Source organism: Mycoplasmopsis ciconiae (assembly GCF_036350065.1).
GTDB lineage: Bacteria > Bacillota_I > Bacilli_A > Mycoplasmatales > Metamycoplasmataceae > Mycoplasmopsis > Mycoplasmopsis ciconiae.
In genome coordinates, this window is record NZ_JAZDWZ010000014.1 from 1 (window position 1) to 18777 (window position 18777).

General features: G+C 28.2%; 8 protein-coding genes. 3 read left to right on the forward strand and 5 right to left on the reverse strand.

The features are described from left to right. Positions 1 to 1724: dihydrolipoyl dehydrogenase (gene lpdA / locus V2E24_RS03435; RefSeq protein ID WP_330501027.1), on the forward strand; the 1724-nt coding region annotated here is incomplete at its 5' end. A gap of 87 nt (positions 1725 to 1811) precedes the next feature. On the opposite strand, the gene V2E24_RS03440 is transcribed toward lpdA, so the two are convergent. From V2E24_RS03440 to V2E24_RS03450, 3 genes are all read right to left on the reverse strand, one after another. After that, complete coding sequence (locus V2E24_RS03440; RefSeq protein ID WP_330501028.1) at positions 1812 to 2705, reverse strand: alpha/beta fold hydrolase; 894 nt, start codon at positions 2703 to 2705, stop codon at positions 1812 to 1814. A 70-nt stretch (positions 2706 to 2775) separates the two neighbouring features. After that, a complete protein-coding gene (locus tag V2E24_RS03445; protein WP_330501029.1) occupies positions 2776 to 7548 on the reverse strand; it encodes a hypothetical protein in 4773 nt (1590 codons plus the stop codon). 268 nt (positions 7549 to 7816) lie between these two features. Further along, on the reverse strand, positions 7817 to 10435 hold the full coding sequence (locus V2E24_RS03450) for a hypothetical protein (RefSeq protein WP_330501030.1): 2619 nt from the start codon (positions 10433 to 10435) through the stop codon (positions 7817 to 7819). A gap of 312 nt (positions 10436 to 10747) precedes the next feature. Between V2E24_RS03450 and rpsT the strand changes: the two genes are divergently transcribed. Both rpsT and V2E24_RS03460 read left to right on the forward strand, forming a co-directional pair. Further along, entirely contained in the window at positions 10748 to 11008 is a 261-nt protein-coding gene (gene rpsT, locus V2E24_RS03455) for a 30S ribosomal protein S20 (RefSeq protein ID WP_330501031.1), read from the forward strand. Positions 11009 to 11209: 201 nt separating this feature from the next. Beyond that, complete coding sequence (locus V2E24_RS03460; protein WP_330501032.1) at positions 11210 to 15529, forward strand: hypothetical protein; 4320 nt, start codon at positions 11210 to 11212, stop codon at positions 15527 to 15529. Between the two features lie 44 nt (positions 15530 to 15573). On the opposite strand, the gene hpt is transcribed toward V2E24_RS03460, so the two are convergent. Then, positions 15574 to 16116, reverse strand: a complete 543-nt coding sequence (gene hpt, locus V2E24_RS03465; protein ID WP_330501033.1) for a hypoxanthine phosphoribosyltransferase — start codon at positions 16114 to 16116, stop codon at positions 15574 to 15576. Further along, positions 16116 to 18692 carry a preprotein translocase subunit SecA gene (gene secA / locus V2E24_RS03470; RefSeq protein WP_330501034.1) on the reverse strand — a complete coding sequence of 859 codons (2577 nt, stop codon included), beginning with the start codon at positions 18690 to 18692 and terminating at the stop codon, positions 16116 to 16118. Before secA ends, hpt begins: the two co-directional genes overlap by 1 nt. Between the last annotated feature and the right edge of the window lie 85 nt (positions 18693 to 18777).

Here is an 18777-nt window from a genome sequence, read left to right on the forward strand (position 1 = left end):
CTTCAGATATTCCTAGTCCTGTTACTGGAGTGATTAAAAAAATTATGATGGCTACAGGTGATGTTATTCACGTAGGTCAAGATATTTTTGTAATTGATGATGGTAAAGTTCACAATAACGCACCAGCTCCAGTTCAAAAAGAAGAAGCAGCTAGTGTTGTTGGAGAAGTTACAGTTAATAATGATTTAATTGATTTTTCTAGTTTAGGTGCTGTAGCTCCAAGTGTTTCAAATTCTACAAGCACTCCACAAGCAAAAGAAGAAAAAGTTTCTGAACAACAATTTGAAGAAGGTAAAGTATACACAGGAGCTATTGAAAAAGAATATGATGTTATTGTTGTAGGTAGTGGTCCTGGTGGATATTTAGCAGCTGAAGAAGCTGGAAAATCTGGATTAAAAACATTAATAGTTGAAAAATGAGCTTGAGGGGGAGTTTGTTTAAATACAGGATGTATCCCAACTAAAGCTTTATTAAAATCAACAGAAATGATCCATGAAATGAAACATATGGAAACATATGGACTTGTTGGAAACTTCGATAAATTAAAATTAGACAATTTAAAAACTTGAAAAAACATGCACACACGTAAAGAAGGCGTTGTAAATCAAGTTGCTTCTAGCGTTAAAATGTTAATGAAATCAAGTAAATGTGATATTTTAGAAGCTGAAGCTAAATTTGTTGGTGCTAGAGAAATAGAAGTTGAAGGTAAGGTTTATAGAGCTAAAAACATGATTATTGCTACTGGTTCAAGACCTAAAAAACTTGACATGATTCCTGGATTTAAAGAAGGATATGAAAGTGGTAAAATCGTAACAAGTCGTGAGGCAATCAACTACAAAGATCACTTACCAAAATCATTAGCTATTATCGGTGGTGGAGTTATTGGAGTAGAATTTGCTCAAGTGTTTGCTTTAAGTGGAACACAAGTTACTGTATTCCAAAACACAGAAAGAATTTTACCTATGGCTGACGCTGAAGTTTCAAAAGAAGCTGCTAAAGCGCTAGAAAAAATGGGTGTTAAATTCGTTTATAATGCTCAAACATCAAAATTTGAAAAAGATACTTTATTCTACACTGTTGATGGAAAAGAAGAATCTCTTAAAGTTGAATTAGTACTTACAGCTACAGGTAGAGCAGCAAACGTTGAAGGACTTGAAGAAGTAGGTGTTAAAGTCGAACCTAGAGTTGGTGTTAAAGTTGATGAACACCAAAGAACAAACGTAAGAAACGTTTATGCTATTGGTGATGTTACTGGACAAAATATGTTAGCACACGTAGCTTATGCACATGCTATGGTAGCTGTTAATGATATTTTAGGAAACCAAAACAAAAATAAATACCACCCTAAAGGTGTTCCAGGATGTATTTATACATCTCCAGAAATTGCTTTTATCGGTTTAACAGAAGCTGAGGCTAAAGCACAAGGTAAAGATGTATTTTCAAGTAAATACTTATTTAGCTACTTAGGAAAAGCAATTGCAACTACACACACAGAAGGATTCGTTAAATTAGTTGTTGATAAAGAATTTGGTGAAATTTTAGGTGCAAGTATTGTTGGTGCTAATGCTACAGACTATATTGCTGAAATTGGTTTAGCAATGGAGCAAGAAGTTACTGTGCATGAATTAGCTCACACAATTCACCCACACCCAACATACAATGAAATTCTTTGAGAAGCCGCAAGAAGTGCTGCTTTAAAATTAGATATGGCAAACAAAAAATAATTGCAATTACAATAAATCCCAGCTATTGTAATTTATTCCCAAAGTTATTAAATGATAAAACCCACACTATTTAAGTGTGGGTTTTTATTATTCGTTAGCAAATTCAATTATATCTAATATGACTGTGTCTTTGATATCTTCATTTAAAATTTCGTGACGTGCATTAGGGTATGTTATTTGTTTAATCTCGCTAAAGCCACATTTTTTTAAGTGATTTAGCGAATGTTTTGCGCCCTTTGCAAAGCCAGTAGAGGGATCTTCTTCACCTCTGATCATTAAAATTGGTATATCGTTTATATTTTTGTATTTATATGGTTGATTTAATGTCAATGATAAAGTCATCAAATCTTTAAAAGCGCTTACGCTAAAACCGAAACCACAAAGCGGATCTTTTATATACTCTTGAATGTTTTTTTCACTGACTGAAAGTCAATCTAGTTTAGTTTTAGGATTTTTTATTTTTGCGTTAAACGCTTCAATAGTTAGTTTGTTAACAAACTTAGAGTGATGTTTTGGGCCTAATAGTTTTTGAAGCGTTTTGGTGATCAATAATCCAAGCTTGGTTAATTTTGAATAACTGGGGTATCCACATAAAATAACTTTTGAGTAATTATGAGAATTATCGACTAATAAGTTTCTTAAAATTATTGAACCCATAGAATGGCCAAAAATTATTACCTTATCAACATTAAAAGTTTCTTGAATGTATTTGGTTATGATTTTATAATCTTGTAAAAGTAATCAATGACCATTTTTATCAGCAAAATAACCCAGTTTTTGTGCGTTTTGCCCATGGCCACGCATGTTTGAAGTAACAACACTAAAACCGCTTTCGTTTAATGCTTTAGCTAGGTGTTGATACCTTTGTTGATGTTCTTCCATTCCATGAATAATTTGGATAAAGGCTTTAGGTTGATCTATTAAGTATAGATTTAAATCTAAAGGATAATTGTCGACGCTATTAATAATAACTTTTTGCATAATGCCTCCATATAAAAATTATAAAACTAGGATTTTAATCCTAGTTTAGATATTTGTTTAATACTTAAGTTTACTTAAATATTTTAGCAAAAAACGCTAAAATACTCTTTTTGAAAATTAAGCCAAGAGCAACTGAAGAAGTAACAAAAAATGTAGCAACAGAGATGATTATAATATTCGTTTTATTAAGTTTTTTAGGTTTGTCTGCGTTGATTGTTGGTAAATCTTCTTGGTTTAAGATAACTGTGTTTTCTTGATTATCTTGAGTATTATTTTCTTGATTTTGAGCATTAGAAGAGTCTTGTTGCTGTGAATCATTTGGTTGTTGGGGTTCTGTTGTTTGGTTAGTTACTTCTTGGTCTGGAGTTTCGTCTTGATTTTGCTCATCTTTTACTATAGGAGTTTCTTGTTGGGGTTCTTGAGGTAAATCCTGTTTTTCTTCTGTAGTTTCTTGCGCCATTTCTTCTGTAGTTTCACTAATCTGAGCGCTTTGATCATTATTTTGCGGTTGCTGTGTTTCTTGGGTTTCGGCGGTTGAATTTACGTTTGTGCTTTGATTTTGCTCTGATTCGTTATCTTGAGTGGTTTCTGTAGTTTCTTCGTGTGTGTTGTTTTGAGGTTTTTCTTCTTTAGATTCTTCTTGTGTTGTAATTGAATGATCAGAATTATTATCTATATCTAAAGGAGAATTTTCTTCAAAATCATGATTGTTGTCTTCTTCAGGTTTTTGAGTATTTTGCTCGTTTACTTGCGGTTCTTGCGGTTTAGTTTCAATCTCTACAGGTTCATGATATTGATCAATTTGTTGTTCTAGTTTATTTAAATCTTCTAAATCAAGCAAATCATCTAAAGAGTGATTTCATTCACCTTTAATCTCTAGTTGCGCTTCTTTTTGATTTATTTTTATTTGAATATTTTCAATCTTTTTAATTGTTTGATTTAAATTGTTATAAAGATCTTGAGCCTGCTTTAATCTTGAAATATTATCCAATGAATGTCTAGTGATAAAAATTTCTTTTTGTTTTTGGTTTAAAACATTATTTTCTTGTAAGACTCTGTTAATTTCATCGATAATTTGTTCGCGCTTATTATCTCCGTTTAACATTGATTGCAAGGCAGATTGGGAATTTTTATATTCTAATATTAACGTTCTGTCTCTAATTTGCGAATCATTGTTTAAATATGAATGCATCTCCTCAACTTTAGCATCGAAATCATTAATAATTTTTGAATCAGAATCAAGATAATTAACAGTGTCTTTAGTTTGGTTTAATATTTGTACTTCTTCTTTTAGTGTTTTTATATCTTCATTAAGTTCTGTAGCTGTTAATGCTTGTTGATCTACTTCATCTTTATCTTTACATTTATCAATTTTTTTATAAATGTTTGACTTCTCATTAGAATTAAGCATCTCTAAGGCGCTAACTTCTTCTTTTTTAGTTTGTTTATAGTCGTTTAATTCTTTTAACTCAACAGCGTAACGATCTAGTAACTCATTTAATTTTTGTGTTTGTTCGCTTATTTGCTCCAAATCAAGATTAGAATCTTGAGTTTGAATAATTTCTTGATAATATTGCGAAATATAATCTTTGTCAATGTTAGAAGCTTGTTCTTTTAAATAATCTAAACTTATAATAGCTTGATTTAAATTGTTGATTAAAATTAGTGCATCATCAATTTTAGAAGTGTCCATTGACACTAAATAATTTTGTTTAATATTTTCTTTTTGAGCTGTATTTAAGTGTGATTGTTCTAATTTTTCATTTATTTTTTTAACATTTTCAACATAATTATCAAAAGAGTTACTTAATGCTTCTAAAGCACTCAAATCAACAGCTAAAGAGATTTGTTTTTTAACTTCTTCAATGTTACTTTCGCTTAATAATATTTTATCAGCGTTAAATTTCTCATTAAATACTAATAAAGCAGAATCTAATTTTTGTTTTCCGTTTAATTTACTTGAATATAATTTTAAATTCTCAAAATCTTTTGTTAGTTCTTTTGAATCAAGTAATTCTGAATCTAAATTTTGAGAATTTTCAAGTAGCAAAGATTCGTATTCCACCTTAATATTCAAATCAGCATCATAATAATTTTGTGTTGTTTGAATGTTTGTGTTAGCGTGGATGTAATTTTTTGTATCAGATAAAATTTTGTTAATGTTATTTGCTTGATTAATAAGATTATCAAATTCTTGTTTAGTGTTAGAGTGTTTAAGCATTTTTACAAATGCATCTTTTCTTTTTGAATTTAAATAACTAAGCGAATCTAATAATGATACTAAAGTTGTTTTGTTATCGTTATTAGCTTGTGTTTTTAAATCGTTAATTCTTTGTTTTGTGAATGAATTTTGTACTAAAGAAACGTAGTTATTAATTGAATATTGAGCTAAATTATCCATCGCTTTAATTTCTCTAATAACTTTCTCTTTTAAGTCAGTAATTTCCTGATTATCTTTTTGTATTTTTCTAAGTAATTCAATCATTTTTTCATAATCTTTTTTAATATTATTAAATTGATTGAAATACTGTGAATCTTGAGTATTTGGTGTGGAATTAAAATATTCTTGATATTTATTATTTATTTGTTTATACTCATTGATTTCAGTTGAATTAACATTAGCAAAAATTTGTTTCTCTAAAGCTGGGTATTCGCTTATTTGCTGTCTCATTTTCTGAGTATTATCATTTAAAGAATTTACTTCTGTAGCTAATTCTATGTATTTTTCAGTTAAAAGCTTTGATAAAATATCTTCAACTTTTGGATCAAAATAAGTTTTTTGCAAAAGTGTTAAAGCGCTTGAGTCATTAAAAAGTTGATTGATTTGATTATTTAAGTTTTGAGCTTTATTTAATAAAATTTGCGCTTGGGAGTTGTTATTAATTAACTCTTGTTTTTTTGCTACTTTTACAACAGAAAGATCAACTGCGTTTAATACATCCTTAAAAATTTGCTGATTTTTATTAGTTAGATTATCTAAAGCGTTTTTGTGAATGTTGTAGGAATTTGTGTATTTTTTTAACACTCATACTTGATCGAGTTTATAAATATAATTTTGAACTAATTTTTGTAAAGATTCATAAAAGCTAATAATTTCTTTTTTGTTGTTTATAGTTTGGTTTATGTTTGTTAAATTTTGGTTTAAAAGATCATAGTCAAATTTATCTAAATCTAAAAAGCTATCTAATGATTGTTCTACATTTGTGTTTATAGCCAAAAATTGTTCTTCAAAAAGATTATTATTTAAATAAGTTCCAATATATTTTTTTCAATTATTTTTGGTTTCCACGTAAGTGTTTCAAAGAATTTTAAATTGATCAAAATATTGTTTTATTTTATTAAATAAATCAACATTTAAAGGTAATTTAATTTTTGTTGTTAATAAACTCTCAATTGTTTCAATAAAACTTTTTTGATAAAAACTATCAAAAGCACTAATAAATGACTCACTAAAATTTTGCCCATCTAAATTTTGATTTTTATAATCAAGTAATTCTTGTTTAAATTGTTCTAAATTGCTAATTCACTCTTGATCGGCCACAACTTTTGTGTTAATGGTTATTTCATTGTATCTACGACTATCTCAATATATATTTTTAGGTGTTAATTTATAAAATACTAATTTAATATCGCTATCGTAAGGGAATTTATAATTTTTAAGGGTGACTTTGGAATCTTTAACATCAACACTCTCAATAAAAACACCTCTAGAATAAACATCAACTTTAAAACCATCATAATTTCCGTTTTTTAAATTAATTTGACTGGTTTGATCGACTATATTGTCAATAGAAATATTTTTAACTAAGTTACCTAAAAAGCCACGATTAATTTCTTCATCAGTAACATAATAGTTATTTTTAATAATATTTAAAACCAAAGCATCACCTGGATAGTCCATTACTAAAGTTCCATAACGTTTATATTGAGGATTTTCGTTCAATCACTTAAGTGTATTTCAATTTACATGTTTTGCACTTTGATATACTCTTCCATCTGCAACACTGACGAAATTAAAACCAATTAAGTCTTGATTTTTTCTAATTCTTTCGTCGTATTCTTTAACATATTGACGAATATAGTTAATTTTTTTCTCGCTACCTTGATTATAAAAATCTTGGTAAGTCACTAAACTACTTCTTCATTTTCCGCCAAACTCTGCACTTGTGTATACTTTATGGTGCATGTGGTTTAAAACAAAAATTTTACCTCTTAGCTGTGCAAGTGTAGGGTTTACTACATCCCGACCACTTGTGTTTTTATATAAACGTCTGTTAATATTAGGATCTTTAAAAGTATCTTCAATTAATTTTTTTCATTTTTCGGCTGTACCAGAATTGTGAACATCTGAATTTTCATCTTTGAATCTAAAAATAATAAATTCAGATGGGTATTTGTCTAAAAATTGCACCATTTTTTCTAAATATGTTTTAAGTGTATCTTTAGTTCCAGGTCAAATACCACCGTGATTGATAAACAACTCGTGATTGATTCTTATATCAAAAAATCTGATTCCTTGTTTTAGTTGATTGTCTCAATTTTTGCTTTGTGTTTTACTTCAAGCTTCAGTGATTTTTTGTCAAAAACCAACAGCAAACATTCCAGAATCGTGGGTTCCTGGAAGTGTTAGTTCAGATAATTTTTTACGATCGTCTACATATTTTAGTCAATCATTCATATTTAACTTAGTATCTCAACGATCGCTTGTAGCGTCATTTAAGTCATTTACATTAACATTCTGAGTTGGTAAATTAGTGTTTGCTGATATAGCACTTACAAGAGATAAACCAACAACAGGACTAAAAATTATTAAAGGAAAAAACTTTTTGATTCTTTTTTTCATTAACACCCCTATTTTCTTAATAAATTTATTTATTAAGAGTACTTAAATTTTATAATATTTTTTTATTTTCTTTATTGATGTCAAACAAAATTAAACGCCTATAAAACAGACTTATAAATAAAAACTTTAAATTTTTTTAACTTTTTTGAAATAAAAAATAATTTTACTTTATTTGTTTTTGAGCCTCACTTTTATTGCTTTTAACTAAAGAATAAGCGTCAAAAATTAAAATTAACACTCGCAAAAGTGTTAATTTTAATCTCATTTTTTATCTAGATTTTTTGAAAGTCATATCAGTTACACTTAAACGGTAACCTTTGTAACCTTCATCGGTATAGAATTTATTTTCATATTCTTTGTCTCTAAATGCTAAAACAACACCATAAAAGTCTGTGATATTATGGTAAACGGTATTAAGTAAGTGTCCTCACTCTTCTCCATTTCCTAATTCCCCATCTCTAAAGTCTTTTTCGTAGGCGCTTCTTTCTCCGACTATAGCCTTAAAGAATACTGTAGAAACAAAATCAGCATTTAATGTATCTGGATTTTTAACATATAAGAGGTTATTGTTATAACTTGCGTAGTAGTTTTCTCCGTAACTTAATTTGTGAGCACTTGTAACTTCTTTAGTTTGTTCGTTAAAACTATGTCCTGTAGAAAGTTTTTTACCATTATGTATAGGTTTTTGAGTTAAAATGTAAATTCCTCTTACATACCCGTACATAGCTTGTAAAATCAATTTAGCTTTGTCTTCATCACTTAAAACTGTTGTTAAATCATTAAGTTGATTTAATGAAAATTTACGTCTTATTAAGTTATATTTTTCTAATTGATATTTAGTATATTTATCGTTGAAATCAATTAACGGTTTAAGGGCAGGAATGTCAGCAGGATCTATTGTAACTCTACCAGGAGTTTTAGAAGCGTACTCTCCATAACCTTGGAAAATATCATTATCAACTAAATTATAGTATTTTTGTAAAACAGCCTGTAATTCAGTATTTTTGGTTAAGTCTGGATAATATGCGTCAGCGTCTTTGTAATAATCTCCATGGTCAGTTGGTTTAAATAATTTAGGAATTGTATTTAAAATTTCCATATCTCTTTGCAAGTTAGCTTCACTTTGAGTAAATCCATTAGCATTTGGAATTCTTTCCAATTCTTCCTTAGCTCTTTGTCTTTCGGCTTCTTGTTCATTTTGTTTTGCAATAAGATCGTTAATTATTTTAATAGCTTTGTTATATTCTGAATTCACAAAACCAGAAGGACTATTCATTGCTTTTAAGAATGAATAAGCTGCAACAGTAGAGTTTGATTTCGCTACCATATCATCAGCTTCACGGATTTTACTATTTATATAATTAATAATTGAATTCAATTGATTATCATAAGCTGAATTTAAAACTTGTGATTTTTTGGCGATTATCTCATCAACAAATGACTGAGATTTTGCTTTTTCATCATTATATAAGTTAGGATTATTTTCTACATTATTAAATTGAATAAATTCGGGGTTAGAATCAAGACCTGACATTTGGTCATTTAATTCTTGTAAATTTTGCTCAATATATTTTGTGTTTTGCAACTGTTCTGAAGTAGCGTCTTCAAATCTCTTTTTAATTTCTGATATCCTATCTTCAATACCGTATAAAACAGGCGCTAACATGTAAGCATTAAAACCAAATTGACCGTATTTTTGGTCAATAAAACCTTTGAATCTTTCGATTTTTTGTTGGAACTGATCGATTTTAGATAATGTATCATTTCTTAGTATTTCAATAGGGTCTGGTTTTGCAACTCTTTCAAATTCTGGGGCCTCATCTATAACTAAACCGCCTTGCGCACTTGGTGTTTCGTCAACAATTAACTCTTCATCTGTTGCTGTTTCATGATTAGAATTAACATCTTGTTGTGTCTCTTCTGTGGGCTCGTCAGTAGCGTTAGTCTCTTGATTTTCTTGTGTGTTAGTGTTAACTGATGAATTAGATTCGTTTGTTGATTGACCTTGATTTGGATCCGTAGTTTGTGAAGTATTAGTATTATTTTGTTCGTTTGAGTCTTGATTAGAATTTTGATTTTCTTGTGCGTTATTACTTGGGTCTGTAGTTTGTTGGTCTTGATCTACATTTTCTTGAGTTTCACTAGTTGTATTATCGTTTTGCTCTACAACGTTTTGGTTTGGTTTTGTGTTTTGAGTATCATCAACTGGGTTTTGTTTAATTTCTTCTAGTTGATTAATTAAAGTTACATATTTATGTTTTAGAAAAATTAAATATTTATTTTTTTCTAATAAATATTTCTTTAATTGAGAAACAACATACTCTGCACCTTCTTTTCAAGAATCAAAATTGGTTAAATTAGAACTTTCTTTAATAAGGTTTTGAACATTTAAATTCACCTCAATAATTTTATTTTTTAAATCTCGAATATCATTGTTAATTGAATTAATAGATGAATTGAAATTTTCAATTTGATTTTCATAATTATTATTTAAACTATCTTGATTTTTACTTTGGTTTATTAAATCATCAATACTTTTATTATCTTGATTAATTTTTTCTTCTAATTCTTTAGTAGCATTAATGATGTTGATAATTTCATTTTTAACATCTGCCAATTGATTATTTTTTGCATCTGCATCTTGATTTAAGTTAGATAAATCGTTTTTTAAATTATTTATTTGCTCATTTAAAACACTATTGTGTTGTGATGTTTGAGTAATTAAATTTTTAATTTCTTCAGATTCAGTATTATTTTTTTGTAACTGTGATTTTATTTGTTTATTTTGATTGTTTAATAAAATTGCAGCAGTTGTTGTTGTAGCTGCACTAGCTAAAACAATTGAAGAACTTAGAATTAAAATACTTTTTTTGCTCAAATTTTTCATATCTTTACCTCTTAACAAATTAATAAATTTTTTTATTAAAAATGAAATTATTAATTGTTAAATTATTTTAACACTTTAAAATAAATAACAAAATTGGTTAATGTTATTTTTGCGGCGTTTTATTGGTTATGTTTTCACATAATAATTTTACTTATGTAATCGTATAAGTTATAACAAAATTTCAATATAAAAACCAAAGAAAATTAATATCTAATTAATACAAAAATATTGGTTCTTATATTTTTTATTTTGCTATAATACAAATGATTTTTCATTTAATTGAATTTCAATTAAAGATTAAGGGAGGTTTATATGGCAAATATAAAATCTAAAATTAAAAGTATAGCTAAAATGGAACAAGCTCGTGTTAAAAACAACGCTTGAAAATCACGTGTAAGAAAAGCTATTAGAGCTGCTCGTGAAGCTATTGTTGCTAAAGACGAAAAAGCTGCTGAAAAAGTAAAATTCGCTCACTCAACAATTGCAAAAGCTGTACAAAAAGGTGTTTTCCACGCAAACAAAGGTGCTAGAAAACAATCTCGTTTAGATGAATTTTTTAACAAAAATAAATAATTTAACTAAACATTAAAAAATGACCAAAAAGGTCATTTTTATTTTGTTTTTGGCTATTAAACTGTTTTTTTAGATATTTTAATAATATGGAATTTTCACAAATACTCTAATATGGTATATATTTTCCATATTTGTTTATTAGCAAATGCAAAAAATACAAAAATGTATAATTTTTATACATTATGTATAAAAGGGGCAATTATGAATAAAAACAAAGCAAAATTTAAATTATTATTAACTTTAAGCTCAAGCTCAGCTTTAGTGCCGTTAGCTTTTTTAACTAGCTGTAGCAACCTAACAACACAAAAAGATGATACAAGCAATATAAATAAAAATAAAAACCATCAATCAATTGCAGTTATTGAAGAAAATACCAAAAATAACAATAACTCTTTAGAAACTAATGCCTCTAAAGTTGAAAACAACCAAATGCAAAACGAAGATAAAAAAGATGCAGAAAATACCGTCAATGAAGATTTGAGCACTTCTTCTGATGAAAGCACTAAAACAGCTACTAAAGATGAATCAGAAGCACAAGATGTAAAAAATAGTGATTCAGAAATTAACAATAATTCTTCTAAACAAGTTAAAGAAGATAATGATATCACCAATTCACAAGAGCTCCCAACACAAAAGCCAATCCCAGAAGAAACAACTAAAGAAAATGAATTAAATGAAAGTAAAAAAGACGAATTAAACCAAAATGTTTTTTCAGAAGATCAAGAAAAAGATCAAAGCAGCAATAACAATAATTTTAACGAATCTCAAGAATCTGAATCAAATAAAAGCCCACAAACAAACGATCCATCCATCGAAGAAAAAGAGGAATTAGTTTCTGAACTTCTTAATCAACAAAAAGATCAAGAAAACGACATTAATCATGAAAATGATCAACCTCAAGAATTAAACCAACCTCAAAGCGAGCCTCAAATCTTTGAGGAATCTCAAGAAACAGAAACTCAAAAAATTGAAAACGAAGTTATACAACCAACTCAAAAAGATGAAGATATTCAAGAGGAATACAAAGAAAATAATTCTAATCAACAACAAACACAAAATTATGATAACGCTTCTGAAGATAATACTAAACAAGATTTAAACGATCACACAATAGTTGATGAGTCTCAAAATTCAAAAAATTCTGATCTTAATGAACCTGTTAATACAGTTGAACAAACAAAAAAAACGTCAGAAGATAAAGATAATTCTGAAGTTAATCAAATTAATAGTAAACAAGATGAAGAAAACAACAACATAAACGAAAGTATAGAAGAAGAAGTTATTAAAACTGACGCTTCAAAAGAAGAAGAAAAAGATAATGACGCGGAGGATAAAAATCAATCAACCGCAAAAAATGAACAAAGCAATGAAGAGAACACTTTAAAAGAAGAACCTGAATCACAAGAAAATGACGAAGATGACAATAAAAATGATCAAACTCATCTAAACGAAGAAAAAGAAGTGATTTTAAATCAAGATTCCCAAACTATTATTAACAAAGAAAATAAGGATGAAGAATCGCAACATTCACAACAAGAAGATACTTCGTCAGAAGATCAAAAAAACGATCAAATAAATATAAATGATAATAAAAGCGAAGAATTAAAACACAATAATCAAGAAAGTGATGATAATGATAAACAAAACGCTTCAGATTCTGTAATAACTTCTAATCAAACAACTGAAACTGAATCAGATCACACTTTATCAGAACAACCATCAACTCAAAAAGAAGAACAAACACCTGAACTTCCACAAAAACAAATACAGCCGCAAGATGAAGTTGTTTTAGAACAACCGCAAGAGTCTGAAGAAAAAGTGGATCTTGATACTGAGACACAAACAAAAGAGTCACAATCACCCCGAACAACTGAAAACGAAAATATTTCACAAAATCAAGAAAATCAAATTTATTCATCACATCAAGATCAAAATCAAATGAATAACCATGTAGTTGTTGAAAATATTGAAACCCAACAACAAAGTCAACTTAATAACGAAAAGGATTCACAGCAAGAAATTTTAAGTGAAGACAATTCTACTCTTGCTCAAATTTTAGCTATAAATGGCGACATTATTTCAAATCCATATAATCAAGAAATAAGTGCAGATCAACAGTATTCTCAAAGTAATTTTAATTATGGAACAGCTCCGTTAGTTCGCAAAAAAACCGAATTATTAAAAGAGCAAGATATAGAAGATATGTTCACTTATATAGTAGCTAATCGTATATCTGAAAATTATACTTTTGGTGATAGAAATTTACCTTCATCATTAGTTGCTAACGCTTATGCTAAATGAATGATCAAAGAATGAAAAAAATACCCTTATTTTTCTCTTTCAAGTGGCGCAATAGCCTTTATTCAAGGTAAAAACGGTGATCATAACACTGTTGTACAAATTACAGCTCCTAGATATTCAACTAAGTGATATCAACAATCGCAACACAAAGATTCATTTGATAACTTCGTTAATTTAGCTTTGACTAAAATTAAACCTGGTATGACTCAATATGAAAAAGCATTTGCTCTTTGGTCATTTGTTGTTGAATATTTCAAATACGATATAGCCAGATTAACATCATCATGAGAAAATGATATTGAAGCCCAAAGAACAGTTTGTGCTGTTTATGCAACTTCATATGCTTATTTATTAAATTTAGTGGGTATTGAAGCAATAACTAATACAACTGGAAAAGATTCAAACGATGATTTACACCAAGTGGTTTATTTAAAATTAACCTTGCCAGATCAAAATACACCAAAATGATATGTCTCAGATGCTACTTGAGGTGATGTGGCCGGAACCAAAACACAAATAAATGATCGAGCAACTTGATATTCAAAAGAAACTAATTTTAAAGAATTTTTAATGCCTTTAGGTAAAGATGCTAAAACACCTTTAGGACACGCTGAAACTATACAATTTCACTCAGGTTTATTTTGAGAATTACCTTATGAACAATTTTTTAGTCAAAATGATATTCATTTAGGAGAATCAACCAAAATTAATTTTGACGAATATGCAATATATTCATATCTTTTTACACAAAACAATGAAACTAGAAGTAGAGCTGAATATTACAATGGTAAATGATATTCACTAATGTATAAAAATACAAGAAACGCCAGAAATAATAAATATCATTTAGTGGCTAGAGATTTTTACAGAAAAGGATTACATCTACAACAAAATGATTTAGTTGATTTATCTGATTATATTAAAGATCAGTCTCTTTTATGAGGAATAACTAATCCAATTCTAAAAAGACCAATGTTAGCTAGTTATCAAGAAACATTTATTTTTAGTTCGTTAGATAGAAGTGGTCAAGTTACTTTTGTATTTTTAAATATGAGAACCAAAGAATATAAAACACTAAAACCACAAACTCAAAGTGACTTATCTTCAAATCAATTAACTAATTACTTTATAAAAAATGGATCACTATTTTACGAATTAAACTTTACTAAAGAGCTTGAGGTTAAATTACCTGAAGATATTTACAAATTCATCTACGAAAATAATCCAATAAATCAAAATGATATCGAAAGACTAACTTATAAATATAATGCTTTAGTAGGTTCTTATCTTATTGGAAACAACACAGGTGAAATTACACTAACTAAAAAACAAGAATTTTTAAGCTTTTTAGATAACAAACTTAACCAATCAAAAACAACTACAGACGAATCGCAATTAAAACAAATATATGATTCTATTAATAGTGAATATCAAGCTCTAATTAAACAAATTTACACAAGTAATTTAAAAATATATCCTTTAAGTCACTTACCTTCTAATGTTGAACTAACAAAAAGTTATTTTGACACATACGGATATAAATTCGATGGTTTTGGTGGGTCATTAAATATTCAAGATGCTTGAAATGTTAATGACAATTTACGTTACACTATTTTATTTAGTAGGGATAATAATGATTATCAAGTTGTTTCTGAAAATCTTCAAAAAGAACAATTAAAACTTAGTTTACTTAATTTCAAAGGCAATGGTTATTATAAAGTTCAAATTTCATACCATTTAAATTACAACGATTCAATAAATTACACTAGCACGCCTGTAAAAATTGAAATTTCTGAAAAAGAAAATTATTTAAATGTATCTACACTTTACAATAAATCATTACAAATTTCTAATTATTCAGCAACACAACAAAAACTTCAAACAAATGAAGAAGTACAAAATATTAACGCATCTATAAGTAACCCCAATTTATACAGCTATAGCGCTAACTTAATCTTTATTGACTATAAAACAAAACAAAAACAAATTCTAAAAACAATAACTTCTTCTGCTGCAAATAGCAAAATTGAAATTGATGTTAATGATTCTAAATATAAACCAGGAATTTATTATATCGAGGTGTCATACACAGCTAACTCGCAAAATAATAAAGTTTATAGTAACTATTACTTTAACTGAAGCAATGATTTTATAAGCAAAAATAAAGAAGCAAACAACCAGTTATTAATTGATATGATTAATTTAACTAAAGACAATTAATATATTCAAAAATCAATATAAAAGAGACTTGTAACAAGTCTCTTTTATAAATATTTTTCGTCAAAAATACCAATATAAGGAAGGTTTCTTAATTCTTCCTTATAATCCAGCCCAAAACCTACCAAAAACTCATCAGCCACTTCAAAACCGTAACAATCAGCCTTAATATCTGCTTTACGATTGTGTGGTTTATCCATTAGTGTTACTATTTTTAATTTTTTAGGGTTTCTGCTTAAAAGTATTTTTTTGATTTTATCAAGTGTTATACCACTATCAATAATATCTTCAACTATGACAACATCTTTATTTTCTATTTCAAAAGCCAAATCCATAATGATTTTAACATTTCCGCTAGAAGCGTGACTTCCACTATAGCTGCTTGCGATCATAAAATCAATTTTATGATCGACGCTAACATGTTTAATAAGTTCAGCTAAAAAAGGAACACTACCTTTTAATAAAGCGACAATAATTAAATCTTTAGAATTTTTAAATTCATTATTAATATAATCGGCACATTTAATAGTGTGCTTTTTTATATATTCAAAATCATATAAAATCTCTTTTATTTTTGGGTGTTTTTGCATTATTCATTGCCTTCTGCAGTTGTTATTGTCTCTTCTGAATTCTCAAGTGTTTTTGCTGTATTATTCAACTCTTCTAAACGTGTTTTGATATTATGATAAAGCTTAATTAACTCTTCTTCGTTTTGATTTTGACTTAAATTATATTGGTATATATAAGTTTCTTCAATTTGTTGGAACAATGGATCATTTTTAAGTTCTTTTGTGATTAAACTTTTTCTACCTAATTGATCTTTAAAGGTATAAATCATCACTTCATAAGCAATATCTTCAATCATATTATCAAATTTTAATGTACCTTCTTCAGTATAAATTTGATATGGATTTTTTTGTGCGTATTGTACTAAATTAATATTACTTCTTAATTTATCCATTGTATTGATGTGACTTTGTCATTTACTGTCTAAAATTTTTAAAATAATTCTTCTTAAGTTTGAATTAACCATTTCTAAATCATAACTAGCAACAGCATTGTTTTTTCAAATACCAAAGGCTTCTTTAGCTTTTTCTGCAACATATACAATTAATTCGGCTTCATGAATTTTTTTCATTTCTTCTAAATTAAAATCAAATTCTATTACGCCGTTAATGTTAGTCTGTAAAAAGTTATATAAACCTTCATAATCATAATTACCATTGCTCATTTTATAATTAGGACTTAAAGCTATATTTTTTACTGCTGATTGAATCATTCTCTCAACAATATAATCTGTATCAGGTGTTAATAAAATTAAATCTCTTTGCGAATAAATCAAATCTCTTTGTTGTCTGATAACATCATCGTAATTTAACACACTTTTACGTGAATCATAGTTAAATCCCTCTATTTTCTTTTGTGAATGTTTGAACGCGAATAATAAATCTTTTCTGGTTATTTCTTCGTCTTTACTATCAGCGTATGATTCTTGGTAAGCCTCATAACTACTAAAACGTTTCATCAGTTGATCTTCTAAACTAATAAAAAATTTACTTGTTCCAACATCACCCTGACGACCACTACGACCCTTAAGTTGGTTATCAATTCTTCTAGATTCGGCCTTATCTGTTCCTAAAACGTATAAACCACCTAAAGCTAAGGCTTCTTTTGAAAGTTTAATATCTGTTCCTCTACCCGCCATGTTTGTGGCGATTGTTACAGATCCAATTTTTCCAGCTTCAGCAATAATTTCAGCCTCAGCTGCGTTTTGCTTAGCATTTAAAACCTTGTGTGGTATGCCTTTTTGAAGTAACAATTCATGAACTATTTCACTATCTTCAATTTGTGCAGTCCCAACCAAAACAGGTTGTTTTTTTGCATATAATTCTTCGATTTTCTTAACAACGGCTTTTCATTTAGCGCTAGCTGTTGCGTAAATTGAATCTTGTTCGTCAACTCTAGCAATAGGTAAGTTAGTAGGAACAACATTAACACGCATATTGTAAATATCAATAAATTCTTGCTCTTCTGTTTTACCAGTACCTGTCATACCACAAAGTTTATTAAACATCCTGAAAAAGTTTTGATAAGTAATGGTAGCTAATGTTTTAGTTTCAGGTTCTATTTCAACCATTTCTTTAGCTTGTAGAGCTTGTTGAAGTCCTTCAGAATAACTTCTTCCATCCATTATTCTACCTGTAAAAGCATCGACTAACTCTATTTTTCCGTCCCTAACAATATATTCGACATTATTTTTCATGACTTTGTGGGCTCTTAAAGCATTACTTATACGATGTACAATTTCACTATTGTCAATATCATAAAGATTATTAATACTGTAAAAACGATTGGCTTTTTCAATCCCTGAATGAGTTAAACTTATAGCTTTAGATTCGTCATCAATTACAAAATCATCATCATTTAAAGTTCTAACAAATTGATCTGCAGCATAATAAAGTTCTGTCGATTCGCTTTCACCACCACTAATAATCAAAGGTGTTTTAGCTTCATCAATTAAAATAGAGTCAACCTCATCAATTAAACAGAAATTCAATCCTCTTTGAACTTTTTCTCTAAAATTATCAACCATATTATCACGTAAATAGTCAAATCCCATTTCAGCGTGAACGCTATAAGTAATATCAGCCGCATAAGCTTGTCTTTTTTGATCTGTAGGCATTTGCGCTTTATTTAATCCAACGGTTAAACCTAAAAAATTAAATACTTGACCCATCTCATTAGCATCCCGCTCACTAAGATATTCATTAACAGTAGAAACAATAGCACCTTTACCTTCAAGAGCGTTAAGATAAACAGGAGCAATACTTGTAATTGTTTTACCTTCCCCTGTTTTCATTTCTGCAACACTTCCTAAATCTAAAAGTAGTCCACCTAACATCTGCACATCATATGGACGCTTTCCTAAAACTCTTTTAGTAGCTTCTCTGGATACAGCAAAAACTTCAACTCTAATATCTTCTAGTGTTTCACCTTTTTTTAATCTTTCTCTAAATTCGAAAGTTTTATGTCTAAGCTGGTCATCGCTTAATTTAACAACTTCTGGTTCATATTTGTTAATTTTATAAAGATTTCTTTTAGCTATTTTCATTTCTGTTGATTCAAATAATGAAATTTTATGAATTTTACTTTGTGCTTTTTTCATAGTATTAATTTTATCATTTTTATATCCTTTTAAGGATATAAATTAATTGCCCCTTACATGCGTTTTTTTAGTTTTTAAAAAATAA